The following is a 15,115-nucleotide window of genomic DNA, read 5'->3' on the forward strand; positions in this document are numbered from 1 at the left end:
GGGCTGCCATTGGGTATAGTGGGATGGGCTGCTCATGCCCGCCCCGAGGCTAGCTACCGAAATAATCTATTTTCATTGCGGCGCGCACCTGGCCCATCGTGTCACGCGCCACCTCGCGCCCGCGCCGAGTGCCCTCCATCAGGATCTCGCGCACGCGCTCGGGATGGGCCTCGTACTCCGCGCGGCGCTCGCGGATGGGGGCCAGGAAATTGTCCAACGCCTCGAACAGGCGCTGTTTGACCTCCACGTCGCCCACGGTTCCGGCCACATAACGCGCCTTGAGTTCGTCCACTTGCGCCTTATCGGGGTTGAACGCGTCGTGATAGGTGAAGACCGGATTGCCCTCGACGTGGCCGGGATCGGTGGGATGGATACGGGTGGGATCGGTGAACATCGACATCACCCGCTTGCGCAGGGTCTCCCTGCTATCGCTCAGGTAGATACAATTGTTGAGCGACTTGGACATTTTGGCACCGCCGTCGGTGCCGGGTAGACGCGCGACCTCGCCCAGCATTGGACGCGGCTCTACCAGCACCTTACCGTAGAGACGGTTGAAGCGGCGCACGATCTCGCGCGCCTGCTCGATCATCGGCAACTGGTCCTCGCCCACCGGCACCAAGTGGGCCTTGAAGATGGTGATATCGGCGGCTTGTGAAATCGGATAGGACCAGAAACCCACCGGCACGCCGCGGACGAAATTGCGCTGCTTGATCTCCTCTTTGACCGTGGGATTGCGCTCCAGGGTCGCCACCGTCACCAGGTTCATAAAATAGATCGTCAGCTCGGCCAGCTCCGGCACCATAGATTGGACCACGATCTTGACCTGCGCCGGGTCCAGGCCGACCGCAAGATAGTCCATCGCGACCTGTAGCAGGTTGTCACCCAGGACTTCGGGACGCTCGAAGTTGTCGGTGAGCGCCTGCACGTCGGCAATCAGGATAAAGGTGTCGTACTCGTGCTGGAGACGGATGCGATTTTTGAGCGATCCCACGAAGTGGCCCAGATGGAGCCGGCCAGTGGGGCGATCTCCGGTCAGGATGATTTTTTTCATGACGGATCAGGCAAGTAGGCCGCGCAAAAGCGCCAACGCCTCCACATCTTCCCTGAGATCGGGCCCCTTGGGCGTCTCCAGGCACATCGGCAGTTCCGCAAAGCGCGGATCGTTGAGCAGGCGGCGGAAAGTCTCCACCCCCAGAAAGCCCTGGCCGATAGCCTCGTGCCGATCGACCCGCGAGCCCAGCGGTTTCTTGGAGTCGTTGAGATGAAAGGCGGCCAGGCGCCCAAGCCCGATGGCCTCGTCCAGTTCGGCGAAGGTCTGGTCGTAACCCTCCTGCGTGCGCAAGTCATAGCCAGCGGCGAAGGCGTGCTCGGTGTCAAAACACAGCCGCAGGCGCTCGCTTTCCTGTACTGAATCGAAGATCTGAGCCATCTGGGAAAAATTGTAACCCAGATTGGTGCCCTGACCAGCGGTAATCTCCAAGGTCACCCGAACCTTGAAGCCGGCGCAGGCGCGATGGGCCTGATCGATGGATCGCGCGATCGCAGCAATGCCAGCCGCCTCGCCCGAGCCGACGTGGGAGCCGGGATGGGCCACCAGGTTGGGGATGCCCAGCGCCTCGCAACGGTTGAGTTCGTCGATAAAGCCGGCAACCGAGCGCTGGCGCAACCGCTCGTCGGGCGCGCCCAGGTTGAGCAGGTAAGAGTCGTGGGCGATTACGATCGCGATGCCACTGGTGCGTTGATTTTCGCGGAAGGCGCCGATCTCTTCTTCGCTATAGGGCTTGCTCGCCCACTGGCGCGCCGATTTGGTGAAGATCTGGATACATTGGCAGCCCACTTCCTGCCCGCGCCGCAAGCCTTCGCCCACCCCGCCGGCGATCGGCATGTGTGCACCCAACAGTGGTCCACGCCGTCCCGCTTCGTTGCTCATCGCTCCTCCCTGCCTCGATTCCAAACAGGCCATCGGCTCCGCCGCTCCTCGCGGACCTCGTCGAGCAGGCGTTTAGCCATGTTCATGGCCCGCCCAAACGCCAAGGCCATCGTGCTTTAAAAGTAGTTGCCGCTGACCAGCGGATCAAACGCAGTGCGGCGGCGTGGCCATCCAAGACCACTTCGGGCGCGGTCCCGAGCTGCGCGGTTCAGAGGCTGGCGAAACGCGGCATTACCTCCTCGGCGAACAGGCGAACCGAGGCTAGGGCCGCTGGCTGCGGCATGACGTTGAAATTGACCTGCAGGGAGGCCTGCTCGTAGGCCCCGAATTCCTCGCGGCTGCGCGCGATTGAGTCGGCAATCTCCTGGGGCGAACCAATCCAGGCCGAGCAGTTCTCGATCAGATGCTCCATCGTGATCCGTTTGAGCCCCTCGACGATCTTGTCGTAGTTGGGATAATCGCGCGAGGAGACTCCTTGAATCCAGTCCGAAGAGGCGTCGAGCAGGGTGGCCAGATAGTTGCTCAGCGGACCGCGAGCCAGCTCGCGGGCGCGGGCACCGTCGCGATCGCAGAACATGTGAAAGGCCAACATCACTTCGCCCGGTCCGGGATGGCCGGCCTTACGGCGAGCCTCGCGGTAAGCCGTGATCAGCTCACGCATCGCGGCGCCGGTCAGGGGAATCGCCATCACGTTGTAATTCATTCGGCCGGCAAACTCGAAGGTCTCGGCGGTGTTGAGCGCGGCTATATAAAACTTCGGGCGCGGCTTCTGGGTCGGCCGGGGCAGCGAGGTGGTGTTTTCGATGGTATGGAACTGGCCGTGATGAGTAACGTTTTCCCGGGTCAGAAGCAATTCGACCTGCTCCAGCCCCTCGCGGAAGCGAGCCATCGATTCGTTGGGCGAGATGCCAAAGCGGCGAAACTCGTGAGGCAGAAAGGCGCGAGCGAAGCCCACCTCCAGACGCCCGTCGCTAATCGCGTCGAGCATCCCGATTTCGCCTGCCAGTTTGAGAGGATGATTGAACACCGGCAGAACGGCGCCGGTCACCAGCCGCAGCCGGCGGGTACGTTGGGATGCGGCGGCCAGAAACAGCATTGGATTAGGACTGTATCCGCCGTAATGATGGAAGTAGTGCTCGACGATCCGGGCGTGGGTGTAGCCCAGACGGTCGGCCTGCTCGGCCAGCTCCAGGGTGTCGCGAAAATAATCGCGGGCGGTTTTCTGCTCGGGCTTAACGTCGGGAAAGAACTGTACGCCGAATTCCATGCTTTATTCTAACGCTGAGGCTGTCAGCGGTCAGCCGCTAACTTGGAGTAAATGCCGGCCGATTTCAAGCCATCAATGAAGGAAAAGGCTTTCATGGGCCAAGCGCGTCGTCATTAGTGAAAGTGGCAGGCACTCCCCGCCCGATCCCTGAACAGCCACAGCCTGCGACGCCGCGAGCCTGGACAACCATCAATTCCCTGGCCCTAGGGACTTCATTGTTCAATTGCAACCTTCCGTCGCTGACCCGGGAGCGGATTAAGGTAGGGTATGTCAATGCTCCGAAGCGGCGCTACCGCCAACCAGGTAAGCCGCTTTTCGGGGCCGGGGCAGCGGTCGGTGCGAAGCGCCGGGTGATCAACCCGCTGGGGTGAGCATTTCCTTCAGCGCCGCCGCCAAGTTGTGGCTGGCTTCCTGGCCGCTGCCCAATTTAGTCAGGGCGTAGCGCTCATCGGGATCGAGCCGGGCCCAGGCGGGAGCGTTCAAGGTAAAACCTAAAGTTTCGGCGCGTTGGACCAGATCCTCGGGTGGGTTGGGGGGCGGCTCGGCCTGTTCCTGAGCCTCCGCGGGCAGTATCCCGGGCTCTCCATTGATTCGCCCCAGCGATTCGCGAATGAACTGGGCCAAAACCTCGCGCTCCTCTTCCAAGTTGGCCGGCAGATGGCAGATGGCTAGCCGATCGATGCGGGGAAGCTGCTGCCAGTGTTTGAGGCTGATCTTGAGTCCCACCCGATCCAGCTTGCGCCGCACCGCCATCGGCACGCAGTCCAGATTCTCGGCGATATTACCTTCGAATTTAAAGCGACGAATCACAAATACCCTCGTCCTAAGCTCCTAGACCTTACCAGATTGGCCGCCGCTAGCGCGAGCATCCCTCCCAACGCCCAGGATGCGTTCGGGGTGAGTGTAGATGTTAAAGCCGTGCTCGCGCAGGAAGCCTACGATCGTCAGGCCCAACGCCTCGCCGGTCTGGACCGCCAGCGAAGAGGGCGCCGAGACCGCGGCCACTATCGGCACGCCACCGGCGGCGGCTTTTTGGACCAGCTCGAAGCTGAGCCGCCCGCTCACCATCAGGGCACAGCGCTCGAGCGGCACCATCTGACGAAGCAGCGCCCATCCGATCAGCTTGTCAACCGCGTTATGGCGGCCAACGTCCTCGCGCAGCGCCAGCAGCGGCAATTGGCTCGGCCCAGCATCGGGTGGCGTCAGGCCGAAGAGCGCGGCGGCGTGCAGGCCGCCGGTGGCCTCGAAGACCGTTTGGGCCGCGCGCATCTGGGTCACCATCGCGAGCAGGCGCGCTCCATCCACCGTGATCGCAGTGGTCACGGGGAGGATTCGGCGTTGGAGCGATTCGATACTGGTTTTGCCGCACACTCCGCAACTAGAGGAGACGACGAAGTTGCGACGCAGGCGCTCGCGCAGTCCGGCAGCCGGAACGTCGAGCACGATATCGACGGCGTTGGGCTCGGGCGCGCCCTTGGGTCCGGGAACGGCGCGCAACTCGCCGATTTCACCGGCGCTGGCAATGAAGCCCTCGCTGAAGAGAAAGCCGGCCGCCAACTCGTGGTCGTGGCCCGGGGTACGCATCGTCAGCGTGAAGCGGCGGCCACCCAGACGGATTTCCAGCGGCTCCTCGGCCGCCAGCAGTTCACGGCTGACGCCGAGCGAAACACCGGCGCGCCACTTGAAGGCCGGATGGGGGACGATGGCGGGCGCGGCCATCGCTTCGGGACGGTGCCGCCCGCCGCCCATCATCGGTCCTATCGGCTCACCGCGGGCGGCGCGGAGGCCAGACTGTGCACCGCCTGGCGGACCGGCTCGTTCAGTTCAGGCGCCCCGGTTTGTTCGAGATACGCGAGGATTTCGCGCCGCATCCGCGGCTCCCAGAAATTTTTCAGATGCTGCGCGATTTCTTTAACCGCTTTGTCCCGATCGGGATAGGCCGCGAAGTAGTCGCCGATCTGGTTGGCCATCTTAATCAAATGGGGAAGATTCATCGCACCCGGTCCGCCGCTATTTAGCCGCGATCGCCTCGCCCTGCCCGGCCGCCTGAGGCTGACGGCGGCGGACCGGCGCGGGCCGGACCTGCACCGCGGTGACCTTGTATTCGGGGCAGTTGGTGGCCCAGTCCGAGTTGTCGGTGGTAACCACGTTGGCCTGGGTCTCAGGATGATGGAAGGTGGTATAGACCACACCCGGTGCCACGCGCGAGGTTATTTCGGCGCGCAGCGTGATCGCGCCCGCGCGGCTGCGCACTTCCACCCGATCGCCGTCCTTGATACCGCGCTGCTCGGCGTCGTGAGGATGGATCTCCAGCACGTCTTCGCGATGCCAAGCCACGTTGGCGGTGCGCCGGGTCTGAGTGCCGACGTTGTACTGGGAGAGGATTCGCCCGGTGGTCAACAGCAACGGATAGCGCGGGCCGGTGCGCTCGTCGGTGGGCACGAAAGCGGTCAGCGTGAACTTGCCCCGGCCACGCACGAAGGAATCGACGTGCATTACCGGCGTGCCGGCCGGCGCCTGCGCGTTGCAGGGCCATTGCAGACTGCCGAGCCGGTCCAGCTTTTCGTAGCTGACGCCGGCGAAGATCGGGGTCAAACGCGCGATTTCGTCCATTACTTCGGCTGGATGGCGATAATCCATCGGGTAGCCCAGCGCCCGCGCCAACGCGATAGTCACCTCCCAATCCTGTTTGCCCGCCAGCGGCTCGATCACCTTGCGCACGCGCGATATCCGTCGCTCGGCGTTGATAAAGGTCCCATCCTTTTCCAAAAACGAGGAGCCGGGAAGAAAGACATGGGCAAACTTGGCGGTCTCGTTGAGAAAAAGATCCTGCACCACGACCAACTCCATCGCGCGCAGGGCCGCCATGACATGCTCGCTATCGGGATCGGATTGGGCGATATCTTCGCCCTGGATGTAAATCCCCTTGAAGCTGCCGTCCAGGGCAGCGTCGAACATGTTGGGAATGCGCAGGCCGGGCTCGGGGTCCAAATGAGTGCCCCATTCCTCTTCGAAGCTAACTCGCAGCACCGGATCGGAGATATGGCGGTAGCCGGTTAGCTCGTGCGGAAAGGACCCGACATCGCACGAGCCCTGCACGTTGTTTTGTCCGCGCAGCGGATTTACTCCCACCCCCTCGCGCCCCAGGTTGCCGGTAGCCATCGCCAAGTTGGCCATCCCCAAAACCATGGTGGTGCCCTGGCTGTGTTCGGTGACGCCCAGGCCGTAATAGATAGTCGCGTTGGGCGCGCCGGCGTAAAGCCGCGCGGCCGCGCGCACCTGGGCTGCGGGCACCCCGGTTATTACTTCGGTGGCCTCGGGCGAGTTCTCGGGGCGGAGGATGAATTCGCGCCACAGAGCAAAATCGGCCGCCTCACAGCGCGCACGGATAAACTCGTGGTCGAGCAGATCTTCATCCACCACCACATGGGCCAAGGCGTTGATCAGCGCGACGTTGGTGCCCGGCCGCAATTGCAGATGAAAATCCGCCAGCACATGCGGGCTCTTGACCAAATCGATCCGGCGCGGATCGACCACGATTAGGCGGGCACCCTGGCGCAGCCGGCGCTTCATCTGGGAGGCGAAGACCGGATGGGCGTCGGTGGGATTGGCGCCGATCACCATGATCACGTCGGCCTGCATCACGGAAGCGAAGTCTTGGGTCCCGGCCGAGGTTCCAAAAGCGGTCTTGAGGCCGTAGCCGGTAGGTGAATGGCAAACCCGGGCGCAGGTATCGACGTTGTTGTTGTGAAACACCGCGCGCACCAGCTTCTGTACTAGGTAGGCCTCTTCGTTGGTGCATCGCGATGAGGTGATTCCGCCCACCGCGCCGCGCCCGTAGCGCTCCTGCAGGCGGCGAAAGCCGCGCGCGGCGTACCCGATCGCCTCTTCCCAGCTCGCCTCGCGCCAGGGTTGATCGATCCGTTCGCGAATCATCGGCGTGAGGATGCGATCAGGATGAGTGGCGTAGCCCCAGGCAAAGCGTCCCTTGACGCAGGAATGGCCCAAGTTGGGCTGGCCGTCCTTGTTGGGCACCATCCGCACCACTCGGCCCTGGCGCACCTCGGCCTTGAACGAGCATCCCACCCCGCAGTAACCGCAGGTGGTGACTACGTCGCGATCGGGCTGGCCGATTTGAATCAGCGATTTCTCGGTCAGGCTGGCGGTCGGGCAGGCCTGCACGCAGGCGCCGCACGAGACGCACTCGGAGTCCATGAAGCTTTCGCGCTGCCCGGGTGAGACCATCGAGGCGAAGCCGCGTCCGTCGATCGTCAGAGCGAAGGTGCCTTGCACTTCTTCGCACGCCCGCACGCATCGCGAGCAGACAATACATTTTGTAGGGTCGAAACTGAAATAGGGATTGGAGTCGTCGTGCACGGCCTGCTGATGGTTGGCGCCGTCAAAGCCGTAGCGGCTGCCGTTGACTCCGACCATCGCGGCCATGTCTTCCAATTCGCAATTGCCCTGCGCCGGACAGCTTTGGCAATCCAGCGGATGGTCCGAGACGTAGAGTTCCATCACGTTGCGACGCAATTGCGCTAGCTTGGCGCTTTGCGTACGCACCTTCATCCCGGCCTCGGCCGGCGTGGTACAGGAGGCGGGCCAGCCTTTGCGTCCTTCGATTTCCACCAGGCATAGCCGGCAGGAGCCAAAGGGCTCCAGTGAATCGGTGGCGCACAGCTTGGGCAGCGCCACCCCGGCTATCCCCGCCGCGCGCAGCAGCGAGGTTCCCGCCGCCACCGTGACCGATCGGCCGTCAATCTCCAGCGAGATCTGAGCGGTGGTGGTAACCGCCGGAGTGCCCAAGTCCTGGTCGCTTATAGCTAACACGGCGATACTCCTATCAGGTAAGCTGGGGCGCGCGTTCAAGACCGAAATCGGCGGGGAAATGGCGAATCGCGCTGCGCACCGGCAGCGGAGTCAGACCGCCTAACGCGCATAGCGACGCCGCCTCCATTGTAGCGCACAGCTCCTCCAGCAGCGCGAACTGATCGGGGCGGTGGCGGCCGGCAATAATCGCGTCGAGAATTTCCACGCCGCGGGTGGAACCGATCCGGCACGGGGTGCACTTGCCGCACGACTCCACCGCGCAAAATTCCATCGCGTAGCGCGCCATCGCGGCCATATCGACGGTGTCATCAAAGACCACGATTCCGCCGTGACCGAGCAGGCCGCCGACCTCGGCGAGCGCTTCGTAATCCAGCGGCGTGTCGAGCAGCGCCTCGGGCAGATAGGCGCCCAATGGGCCGCCGACCTGGACCGCGCGCAGCGGCCGGCCGCTGGCGGTGCCGCCGCCGAAGTCATAGACGATTTCTCGAAGGCTTATCCCGAAGGCCTTCTCGATCAAACCCGGTCGCCTGACGTTGCCCGCCAGTTGAATGGGCTGGGTGCCGCGCGAGCGGCCGCTGCCATATTCCTGGTAGAATTTTCCGCCGCGCTCCAGAATCAGCGGCACCGAGGCCAAGGTCAGCACGTTGTTGATCGCGGTGGGTTGGCCGAAGAGGCCATGGATAGCGGGCAGCGGCGGCTTGTAGCGCACCATCCCGCGCTTGCCCTCCAGACTCTCCAGCAGCGCCGTTTCCTCGCCGCAGATGTACGCTCCGGCACCCACTCGCAACTCCAGGTCAAAACGCCGGCCGCTGCCCATCAGATCGCCGCCCAGATAGCCGCCGGCGCGCGCCCCCGCCAGCGCCTGCTCCAGGATGGCCGCGGCGTGGGGATATTCCGAGCGCAGGTAGATGTAGCCCTGGGTGGCGCCGATCGCCAGGCCGGCGATGGTCATGCCCTCGATCAAGGTCAGCGGATCGCCCTCCATCAACATCCGATCGGCGAAGGTGCCCGAGTCGCCTTCATCGGCGTTGCAGACCACGTATTTGCGCGCGCCGGGCGCGGCCAAGGCGGTACGCCATTTGACTCCGCAGGGAAAGCCGGCGCCGCCGCGCCCGCGCAATCCCGAATCGATCACCTCGGCGACGATCTGATCGGCGCTCAGCTCCAGCGCGCGGCGCAGACCGCGATAGCCACCGTGAGCGAGGTAGTCGCTCACGGAGAGCGGATCGATCACGCCCACTCGCGCAAAGGTCAACCGTTCCTGACGCGCCAAGTAGGGAAGCTGCTCGGTCGGACCCAGCAGCAGTGGATGATCGCCGCCGGCAAACAAAGCCGAGAGCAGCTCGGAGATAGCGCCGGGCGTAACCGGACCGTAGGCGATTCGACCACGCGCGCCTTCGACCTCTACTAGCGGCTCCAACCAATACAGGCCGCGCGAGCCAGTGCGAATCAATTCGATCTCAATGCCGCGTCGCGCCGCCTCTTCGGATAGGCCGCGTGCCACAGCTTCGGCGCCCACCGAGAGCGCGCCGCTATCGCGGGAAAGATAGATGCGGGTGCTCATCGCGCTTGCGCCCTCAAGCCATGAGCGTCGAGCAGTTCATCCAGGCGCTCGGGAGTAAGGCGGCCAAAGAGCTGGCCATCGATGGTGATGGCCGGCGAGCAGGCGCAATTGCCCAGGCAATAGACCGGCAGCAAAGTGGCAGCGCCATCGGCGCCAGTCTGGCCGAAGTCGATTCCCAGCCGCTTCCGGACCCGGTCGGCGAGGGCCTGGGCGCCCACCGCCTGGCAGGACTCGGCGCGGCAGAGCTGAATCACCACACGGCCGGCCGGGGTGGTGCGGAAATCGTGATAGAAGCTGATTACGCCGTGCACTTCGGCGCGCGACAGGTTGAGTTCCTCGGCGATCGGGGCTACCGCGGCGGGCGGAATATGGCCCAATTCCGCCTGCACCCGATGAAGGATCGGCAGCAAGGCACCCTCGCGCTGCTTGAGAGCGCGCGCGATCGAAACCACTCGCGCGTGTTGCTCCTGACTGAGCTTATCCATCGCCATCTGGCGCCATCCGCTTGAATGCGGCCCTGCCCTGGGTTTGACGGCTGTCGCCTGCAATTTCGTTATACTACCGCCCCGTTAGGTGCGCTACCGGCCCGGCGGCGCTGCGGCAGATGGTCCACAAACGATGCGCGCTGGGCCGCTGGAAGCCAGGCGCCAAGGCCGGCCCGCTTGTTAAGGCCGCCGCGCTCGGGTAGTTAACTTAGCTCTAGCTTGGCCCCGGTAGTGAAAAGGACATCACGGAGGTCTCCGGAACCTCAAGTCCGGGTTCGACTCCCGGCCGGGGCATTCAAGTTGGGGAAAACCCTTCAATTACTAGAAGTTTCTCAGCCGCCGGCGGCTTCGTGGAAAATTCTTGACAAATTCGTGGCACGTACAACGCGTGTTGGCCGCGAACGGCAAATTTTATCGATCTGAAGAACTTTTCGAGCTCCTTTGTGCGAGCCGCAAGCTTAGCGTAGAGCCCGTCCGGCGAAAGACCGAGAATCTTCACCAGTCGCTCGCTCACTTCGTTTCCCGGCGGATAATGACGATCATGTTCGAGATCGTTTAGTTGCGGCGCAAGATAGCGCGACCGCCGTCGCGTCTTAGCCGCTCCGCGACCTTTTTTTGAGTTAGACCCACTTTCTTACGCCTCGGTTATCACCCGGCCGAACGTCTTCACCCCCGGTATTATCCTCTCGTCGCCAACGCCAGCGCGTCGGCAATCGTTTTAAGCGGTAGAACCAATTTCAACGGATCGTCAAGAAGCCGGAGCGCGCCGAACCGTTCGTACCAAATAGTCGCCCGCTCATCTTTTGCATCGATCGCAAGAGCGACGCCGCCAACCTCTACGGCGACTGAGAGCGCTCTTCTGCCGGCGGCGAGCAGAAGTTCGCCGCCCAGGCCGCTGCCCTGGGCGGATCGGTCTACAGCGAGCCGGCCGAGCCGAAATACCGGAACTTCGTAGCGGCCCAACCGCCTCGTCACCGTGGCTGGAACTTTGGCGAATTCGATGGCGCCGGGACTGATCGTGTAGTAGCCGAGAATGTTGGCGGTCTCGTTTGGGAGCACCGCAACGAAGGTCTTCGCGCCGCCAGATTCGTGATTCTGTCGCGCGTACCGTCGAAAATATTCGTTGAGTTCCGGGGATCCGCAGTCGAAACCCTTGCGGTCGTGGCGCCTGCTGATCGGCTCCTCCTGCCAAGCAATCGATGCGCTCACGCCTTTGCGCGACGCCTCGCGGCAGCGAGCAGCGCCTCGGTTGGCTTCGGCGGCTTCTCCAGCAATTCAAGTACGCGCTTAGAGTCCCGCTCCGACAGCACAATTCGCTCGGAGCGCCGCACGACCTCTCGCGCGACCGGGAGCACGTTGCGCATGATGAAGCGCGTCACGTCGAGCTGTTCCCGCGCGGCAGCTTCTGCTATCAGGCGCTTTTCTTCGCGCGTGGCGCGCAGTTCTATCCGATCGTCTCTTGCAGGCGCAGTGCCGGCCATAATCGTACTCCTGCGATTTTTGTTTCAACGCGAGTCTAACGCACGGACGCCGTGCGTACAAGCAATACACTCGTACGCATCTTGTGGCGACGGCCGAGACAACACCCAGCCTGCACAAGCCTTTTGTATTCAAGTGTGAATAATCGAAAGTGGACTTGCCCGGTTTGATGGACACTCCGAAAACCGCGATAGTACGCGCGCAAGGAACGCACAGTAAAGAAGGACGGGAAACGGAAGCGGCGGAAGTTTTCGGATGGGTATGACGTCGAGACGGTGCGGCTGCTCCAGCGGAGCTGGCCTGCTCCCCGATGCCCATCAGTTCATTTAGTCGGTTGTGATTTTCCCCCGCAGGGGGGCGGAATCTGTCTCTCCGTTTTGAGCCGCGCAAACTGGAACTGGCAGGCTTGGCGGAAGCGCTTGTGAGCATAACCATCTTTGTCGCGAAAATGTCGGCCGGAAAACGAGAAACCGTTGGAGGCCCAATCGATGTAGCGCTCATCTCCAAAGGCGATGGATTTGTCTGGGTCAAGCGCAAGGAACGGATGCAGAGCTTCAGTATAGGTTAATCGCTTCACATGAAAGCTCGCGCAATGTCATCGGCTCCATCAAAATCGCGCTTTGTGGCGGGAATGCAGTGCCGTAAAGCGACTCTATCTGGAAATTCATCGGGGTGCGCCACTATGAGCAGCCGACTCAATAGATTGTTCGAAAACAACCGCGCCTGGGCGCAGCGGATGGAGCAGGCCGACCCAGGATTCTTTGGGCGACTTGCCCAGGGGCAGACGCCTGAACTGCTTTGGGTGGGCTGCTCCGATAGCCGTGTACCCGCCAATGAACTCGTCGGACTGGGGCCGGGTGAAGTGTTCGTTCATCGCAACATCGCAAACATCGTTGTTCATTCGGATATGAACTGTCAGGCCGTAATTCAATACGCAGTCGCCAACCTACGCGTGAGAGATATCATCGTCGTCGGCCATTATCGGTGCGGCGGTGTCCGCGCTGCGCTGGATGAGGAAACTTCGACCATTGTTGATGAATGGATTGCTCCAATCCGTGCACTGCGCCGGCGTTATAAGGCATTCCTGGACCGGTGCCCCAGCGAGGTGGCCAGGTGGGACAAGTTGTGCGAGCTGAATGTGTTGGAGCAAGCACATAGCCTCGCCCAAGCATCGATTATTCGCGAAGCTTGGGCGGCTCGGCAGGAAGTTACTATCCATGGATGGATCTACGCTGTCGAAGACGGCCATCTTCGAGATCTCAAGATAACGATGTCCAGCGCGGCCGATTCAGAGCAAGTTTTGCAAACGGCACAGGCGCGAATTATGGGCTAATAGCGACCGCCCAAGCGATCAAAGGGGCGTTTTTGGCCGCGGCTGGCCAGCAGCGGTTGGGGAGGCCGGAGCCGGCCTGGAACCGGAGATGCGCCTGGGAGGTTCACCACCCAAGCGACTCGCCCCGATCTGGTCGAAAAGCAAGGCGTTTTTTGCTCCGCCGACGCCACCCAGCATGTGCTAATCCGTTCAGAAGGCACGAAAAAGCCCCGGTGGAAAGCCTTGCTCCGCTCAGTCGATTAGCGGCCAAGATAATCCTGCCAGTCGATGCCCAGGTAGTCGGCGAGGGCTCGTTCCGCCGCTTCCGCGCTCATGTGTTGTCGATGGTAGGGTGCGGCCGGGTCTTCGCCAGGGTCGGCTCCTGGATAGGCCAGGTCGAAGGCATCGACACAGGCAGTGGTGATGCCGTCAGCGCGGCATAGCAGCGCCTCGATCAACTCGTGGACGAACAGCAACACGCCGTAGCGCGGGTCGTGCTCACCGACCTCGCGGCTGATTCGGATCTCCAGGGTCTGATCATGCCAGATCCAATCGCCCTCGGTGTCATAGCGCTGAGCGCGATGGGGCAGAACGCGCAGGCGCACCAACAGCTTGGAGGGGAGGGGCCGAAAGGAAACCGTTCTGCCCGGGGAAGCCATTGCAACCGGGGCTGCCCGCTTACCCGCCCGGGGGCGCGCGGCCAAGTCGTTACTCACCGCCGTGCTCGCCGTAAGTTGGCCATGAAGGGGACAGCGGAGTGTTGGGGTATACGAAACTGGGCGGCTTGCCTGGGGTTATGATGCTGTAGCCGCCAAAGCCGTCTGAATAGGTGAAGGTGGGCGGTTTGCCGGGCGTAAGCGTGGTATAGCCACCGTCGAAATTCGGATACTGGAAACTGGGCGGCTGTCCGGGCGTGACCGTGGTATAGCCCTGCCCTAGGCCCGGATATTGGGCGTGCGCGGCGCCCGGATGAGTCAGCAGCAACCCCGCCAACAGCCCCGCTGCCGCAGCCAGCTTTGCCAAGGTCTTCATAATCCTCCACCCCAGCAACCGAAACGTTTAAAGCTTCGCGTTAAGCCATTGTCTATTCGGAGGGCTGGCGGGCGCAATATTTGACCATTATAATTGTGTGGCCAGTCGATAATCATATTGTGATACTATTTGCCGCTTGTAAGAGCGGAGGATATGATCGAAGGCAAATGGCTTCGAGCAAAAACCTCAAGCTCCGGGCGGATCGGCCCGTCGAGCGCCCGCTGCCCATGACCAAAGAACGGACCTTGGCCTGGTTGGTGGAGTTCGCCCACGTTGACGCGGGCGCGCTGGCCCGTGGGCGTCCGGGCGATCTGCCCAATCTTATTTACGAGCTGCGCCAATGGCTGGATCTGGCGCCCGATGAGCCGCTGAGCAAGGAAGTGCGCGTGCTGGAAAATGACCTCGTACGGCTGCAGCAAATTGTCGCGCGGGTGGCCGAGCTGGTTAGCGCGGTGGCCGATCGCAAGCGCTTTGAGGCGCAATACGGCGGCGGACGGGTGATTCTGGAGGCCGGCAAACTGATGGCCGAGGGCGGGCGCGCGCTGAGCTACCAGGATGCCAATCTAGAGGACGCCGTAACCCGAGTCGCGCTGGATGACCTCTACGAGAACGCCCAGGGTGCAGCGCGCATCCGGCGCTGCCAAGAGCCCGACTGCCGTTCGGTGTTTTTGGCCCAACGTGCCAATCAGCTCTATTGCAGCCATCGCTGCGCCAACAAGATGGCCAGCCGGACCTATCGCCAGAGCCATGGCAAGCAGCGCGCCGCGCGCGCTCGCGAGCGCTATGAGCGGCTGGTCAAGCAACGCACCGCGCCCAACGTCAAGGTGGCCCGCCGTCCGCGGCAACCCTGATGCGAAACTAACTACCGGCATAGCCGCTATTTTCGCAAGCTGGGGAAGTAAATTGCGTCGAGCCTTTGAATTTCTTCGCCTGTTCCTTCGAGCGAGTGAAAGCAGCGCGTCGGTGGCGAAGGCAATTGGCAGCACAGGCCTGGTTTGCGAATGACGCCACTTTCCGGCGAGGTCGTGTGGGCGTAAGCCAGGAACGCTTCGGCCGTAGGTGTGATAGCAACGCTACTGCCCGGAGCGATCACTAGGTGGCCGCGATTTTTAATCTAGCGGCGCGCACGCATCGGTGACCGTCCTCGCCCCTACCCGCACCCTCGGCGTGGGCTGCGGCTGCAGCGTCGATCAGTGCTCAGGCCGAGCTCTGCGCG

The 15,115-nt window shown here is 62.6% G+C and carries 16 protein-coding genes and 1 tRNA gene; 3 read left to right on the forward strand and 14 right to left on the reverse strand.

Features of this window, described 5'->3' with window-relative positions; all coding sequences use genetic code 11:
* Window positions 1-49: 49 nt before the first annotated feature.
* The 9 genes from trpS to VKV28_12355 form a co-directional block, all read right to left on the reverse strand.
* A complete protein-coding gene (trpS, locus tag VKV28_12315; GenBank protein ID HLH77581.1) occupies window positions 50-1,051 on the reverse strand; it encodes a tryptophan--tRNA ligase in 1,002 nt (333 codons plus the stop codon).
* 6 nt (window positions 1,052-1,057) lie between these two features.
* On the reverse strand, window positions 1,058-1,930 hold the full coding sequence (locus VKV28_12320) for a deoxyribonuclease IV (GenBank protein ID HLH77582.1): 873 nt from the start codon (window positions 1,928-1,930) through the stop codon (window positions 1,058-1,060).
* 208 nt (window positions 1,931-2,138) lie between these two features.
* Window positions 2,139-3,197: an LLM class flavin-dependent oxidoreductase gene (locus tag VKV28_12325; protein ID HLH77583.1), complete on the reverse strand. Its 1,059-nt coding sequence runs from the start codon at window positions 3,195-3,197 to the stop codon at window positions 2,139-2,141.
* Between the two features lie 354 nt (window positions 3,198-3,551).
* A complete protein-coding gene (locus tag VKV28_12330) occupies window positions 3,552-4,007 on the reverse strand; it encodes a nitrate reductase associated protein (protein HLH77584.1) in 456 nt (151 codons plus the stop codon).
* 21 nt (window positions 4,008-4,028) lie between these two features.
* Window positions 4,029-4,949: a formate dehydrogenase accessory sulfurtransferase FdhD gene (gene fdhD, locus VKV28_12335; protein ID HLH77585.1), complete on the reverse strand. Its 921-nt coding sequence runs from the start codon at window positions 4,947-4,949 to the stop codon at window positions 4,029-4,031.
* 5 nt (window positions 4,950-4,954) lie between these two features.
* Window positions 4,955-5,167 (reverse strand): formate dehydrogenase subunit delta, encoded by a 213-nt coding sequence (locus VKV28_12340; protein ID HLH77586.1) that lies wholly within the window; start codon window positions 5,165-5,167, stop codon window positions 4,955-4,957.
* Window positions 5,168-5,207: 40 nt separating this feature from the next.
* On the reverse strand, window positions 5,208-8,027 hold the full coding sequence (gene fdhF, locus VKV28_12345) for a formate dehydrogenase subunit alpha (GenBank protein HLH77587.1): 2,820 nt from the start codon (window positions 8,025-8,027) through the stop codon (window positions 5,208-5,210).
* 13 nt (window positions 8,028-8,040) lie between these two features.
* A complete protein-coding gene (locus tag VKV28_12350) occupies window positions 8,041-9,591 on the reverse strand; it encodes an NADH-quinone oxidoreductase subunit NuoF (GenBank protein ID HLH77588.1) in 1,551 nt (516 codons plus the stop codon).
* Window positions 9,588-10,082, reverse strand: coding sequence for a formate dehydrogenase subunit gamma (locus VKV28_12355; GenBank protein ID HLH77589.1), 495 nt, complete (start codon window positions 10,080-10,082; stop codon window positions 9,588-9,590). Before VKV28_12355 ends, VKV28_12350 begins: the two co-directional genes overlap by 4 nt.
* 216 nt (window positions 10,083-10,298) lie before the next feature.
* Here VKV28_12355 and VKV28_12360 point away from each other — a divergent pair.
* Window positions 10,299-10,370: transfer RNA gene (locus VKV28_12360), tRNA-Arg, on the forward strand.
* Between the two features lie 384 nt (window positions 10,371-10,754).
* Here the strand turns inward: VKV28_12360 and VKV28_12365 are convergent.
* From VKV28_12365 to VKV28_12375, 3 genes are all read right to left on the reverse strand, one after another.
* Window positions 10,755-11,285 (reverse strand): GNAT family N-acetyltransferase, encoded by a 531-nt coding sequence (locus VKV28_12365; protein HLH77590.1) that lies wholly within the window; start codon window positions 11,283-11,285, stop codon window positions 10,755-10,757.
* Window positions 11,282-11,557 (reverse strand): DUF1778 domain-containing protein, encoded by a 276-nt coding sequence (locus tag VKV28_12370; GenBank protein HLH77591.1) that lies wholly within the window; start codon window positions 11,555-11,557, stop codon window positions 11,282-11,284. Before VKV28_12370 ends, VKV28_12365 begins: the two co-directional genes overlap by 4 nt.
* 320 nt (window positions 11,558-11,877) lie before the next feature.
* Complete coding sequence (locus VKV28_12375; protein ID HLH77592.1) at window positions 11,878-12,132, reverse strand: hypothetical protein; 255 nt, start codon at window positions 12,130-12,132, stop codon at window positions 11,878-11,880.
* Between the two features lie 105 nt (window positions 12,133-12,237).
* Between VKV28_12375 and VKV28_12380 the strand changes: the two genes are divergently transcribed.
* Complete coding sequence (locus VKV28_12380; protein HLH77593.1) at window positions 12,238-12,888, forward strand: carbonic anhydrase; 651 nt, start codon at window positions 12,238-12,240, stop codon at window positions 12,886-12,888.
* Between the two features lie 239 nt (window positions 12,889-13,127).
* On the opposite strand, the gene VKV28_12385 is transcribed toward VKV28_12380, so the two are convergent.
* Together VKV28_12385 and VKV28_12390 are read right to left on the reverse strand one after the other, a co-directional pair.
* Window positions 13,128-13,583 carry a hypothetical protein gene (locus VKV28_12385; GenBank protein HLH77594.1) on the reverse strand — a complete coding sequence of 152 codons (456 nt, stop codon included), beginning with the start codon at window positions 13,581-13,583 and terminating at the stop codon, window positions 13,128-13,130.
* Window positions 13,576-13,899 carry a hypothetical protein gene (locus VKV28_12390; GenBank protein ID HLH77595.1) on the reverse strand — a complete coding sequence of 108 codons (324 nt, stop codon included), beginning with the start codon at window positions 13,897-13,899 and terminating at the stop codon, window positions 13,576-13,578. Before VKV28_12390 ends, VKV28_12385 begins: the two co-directional genes overlap by 8 nt.
* Window positions 13,900-14,066: 167 nt before the next feature.
* Between VKV28_12390 and VKV28_12395 the strand changes: the two genes are divergently transcribed.
* Window positions 14,067-14,750 (forward strand): CGNR zinc finger domain-containing protein, encoded by a 684-nt coding sequence (locus tag VKV28_12395; GenBank protein HLH77596.1) that lies wholly within the window; start codon window positions 14,067-14,069, stop codon window positions 14,748-14,750.
* Window positions 14,751-15,115: the final 365 nt, after the last annotated feature.

The sequence above is a fragment of the Candidatus Binataceae bacterium genome (genome assembly GCA_035294265.1).
In the GTDB taxonomy this organism is placed as follows: Bacteria; Desulfobacterota; Binatia; order Binatales; family Binataceae; genus DATGLK01.

What these genes read in the sequence shown, in the direction of transcription:
- trpS (HLH77581.1), bottom strand. Translation starts at nt 1,051, where the DNA reads ATGAAAAAAATCATCCTGACCGGAGATCGCCCCACTGGCCGGCTCCAT.
- VKV28_12320 (HLH77582.1), bottom strand. Translation starts at nt 1,930, where the DNA reads ATGAGCAACGAAGCGGGACGGCGTGGACCACTGTTGGGTGCACACATG.
- VKV28_12325 (HLH77583.1), bottom strand. Translation starts at nt 3,197, where the DNA reads ATGGAATTCGGCGTACAGTTCTTTCCCGACGTTAAGCCCGAGCAGAAA.
- fdhD (HLH77585.1), bottom strand. Translation starts at nt 4,949, where the DNA reads ATGATGGGCGGCGGGCGGCACCGTCCCGAAGCGATGGCCGCGCCCGCC.
- VKV28_12340 (HLH77586.1), bottom strand. Translation starts at nt 5,167, where the DNA reads ATGGCCAACCAGATCGGCGACTACTTCGCGGCCTATCCCGATCGGGAC.
- VKV28_12350 (HLH77588.1), bottom strand. Translation starts at nt 9,591, where the DNA reads ATGAGCACCCGCATCTATCTTTCCCGCGATAGCGGCGCGCTCTCGGTG.
- VKV28_12355 (HLH77589.1), bottom strand. Translation starts at nt 10,082, where the DNA reads ATGGCGATGGATAAGCTCAGTCAGGAGCAACACGCGCGAGTGGTTTCG.
- VKV28_12370 (HLH77591.1), bottom strand. Translation starts at nt 11,557, where the DNA reads ATGGCCGGCACTGCGCCTGCAAGAGACGATCGGATAGAACTGCGCGCC.
- VKV28_12380 (HLH77593.1), top strand. Translation starts at nt 12,238, where the DNA reads ATGAGCAGCCGACTCAATAGATTGTTCGAAAACAACCGCGCCTGGGCG.
- VKV28_12390 (HLH77595.1), bottom strand. Translation starts at nt 13,899, where the DNA reads ATGAAGACCTTGGCAAAGCTGGCTGCGGCAGCGGGGCTGTTGGCGGGG.
- VKV28_12395 (HLH77596.1), top strand. Translation starts at nt 14,067, where the DNA reads ATGGCTTCGAGCAAAAACCTCAAGCTCCGGGCGGATCGGCCCGTCGAG.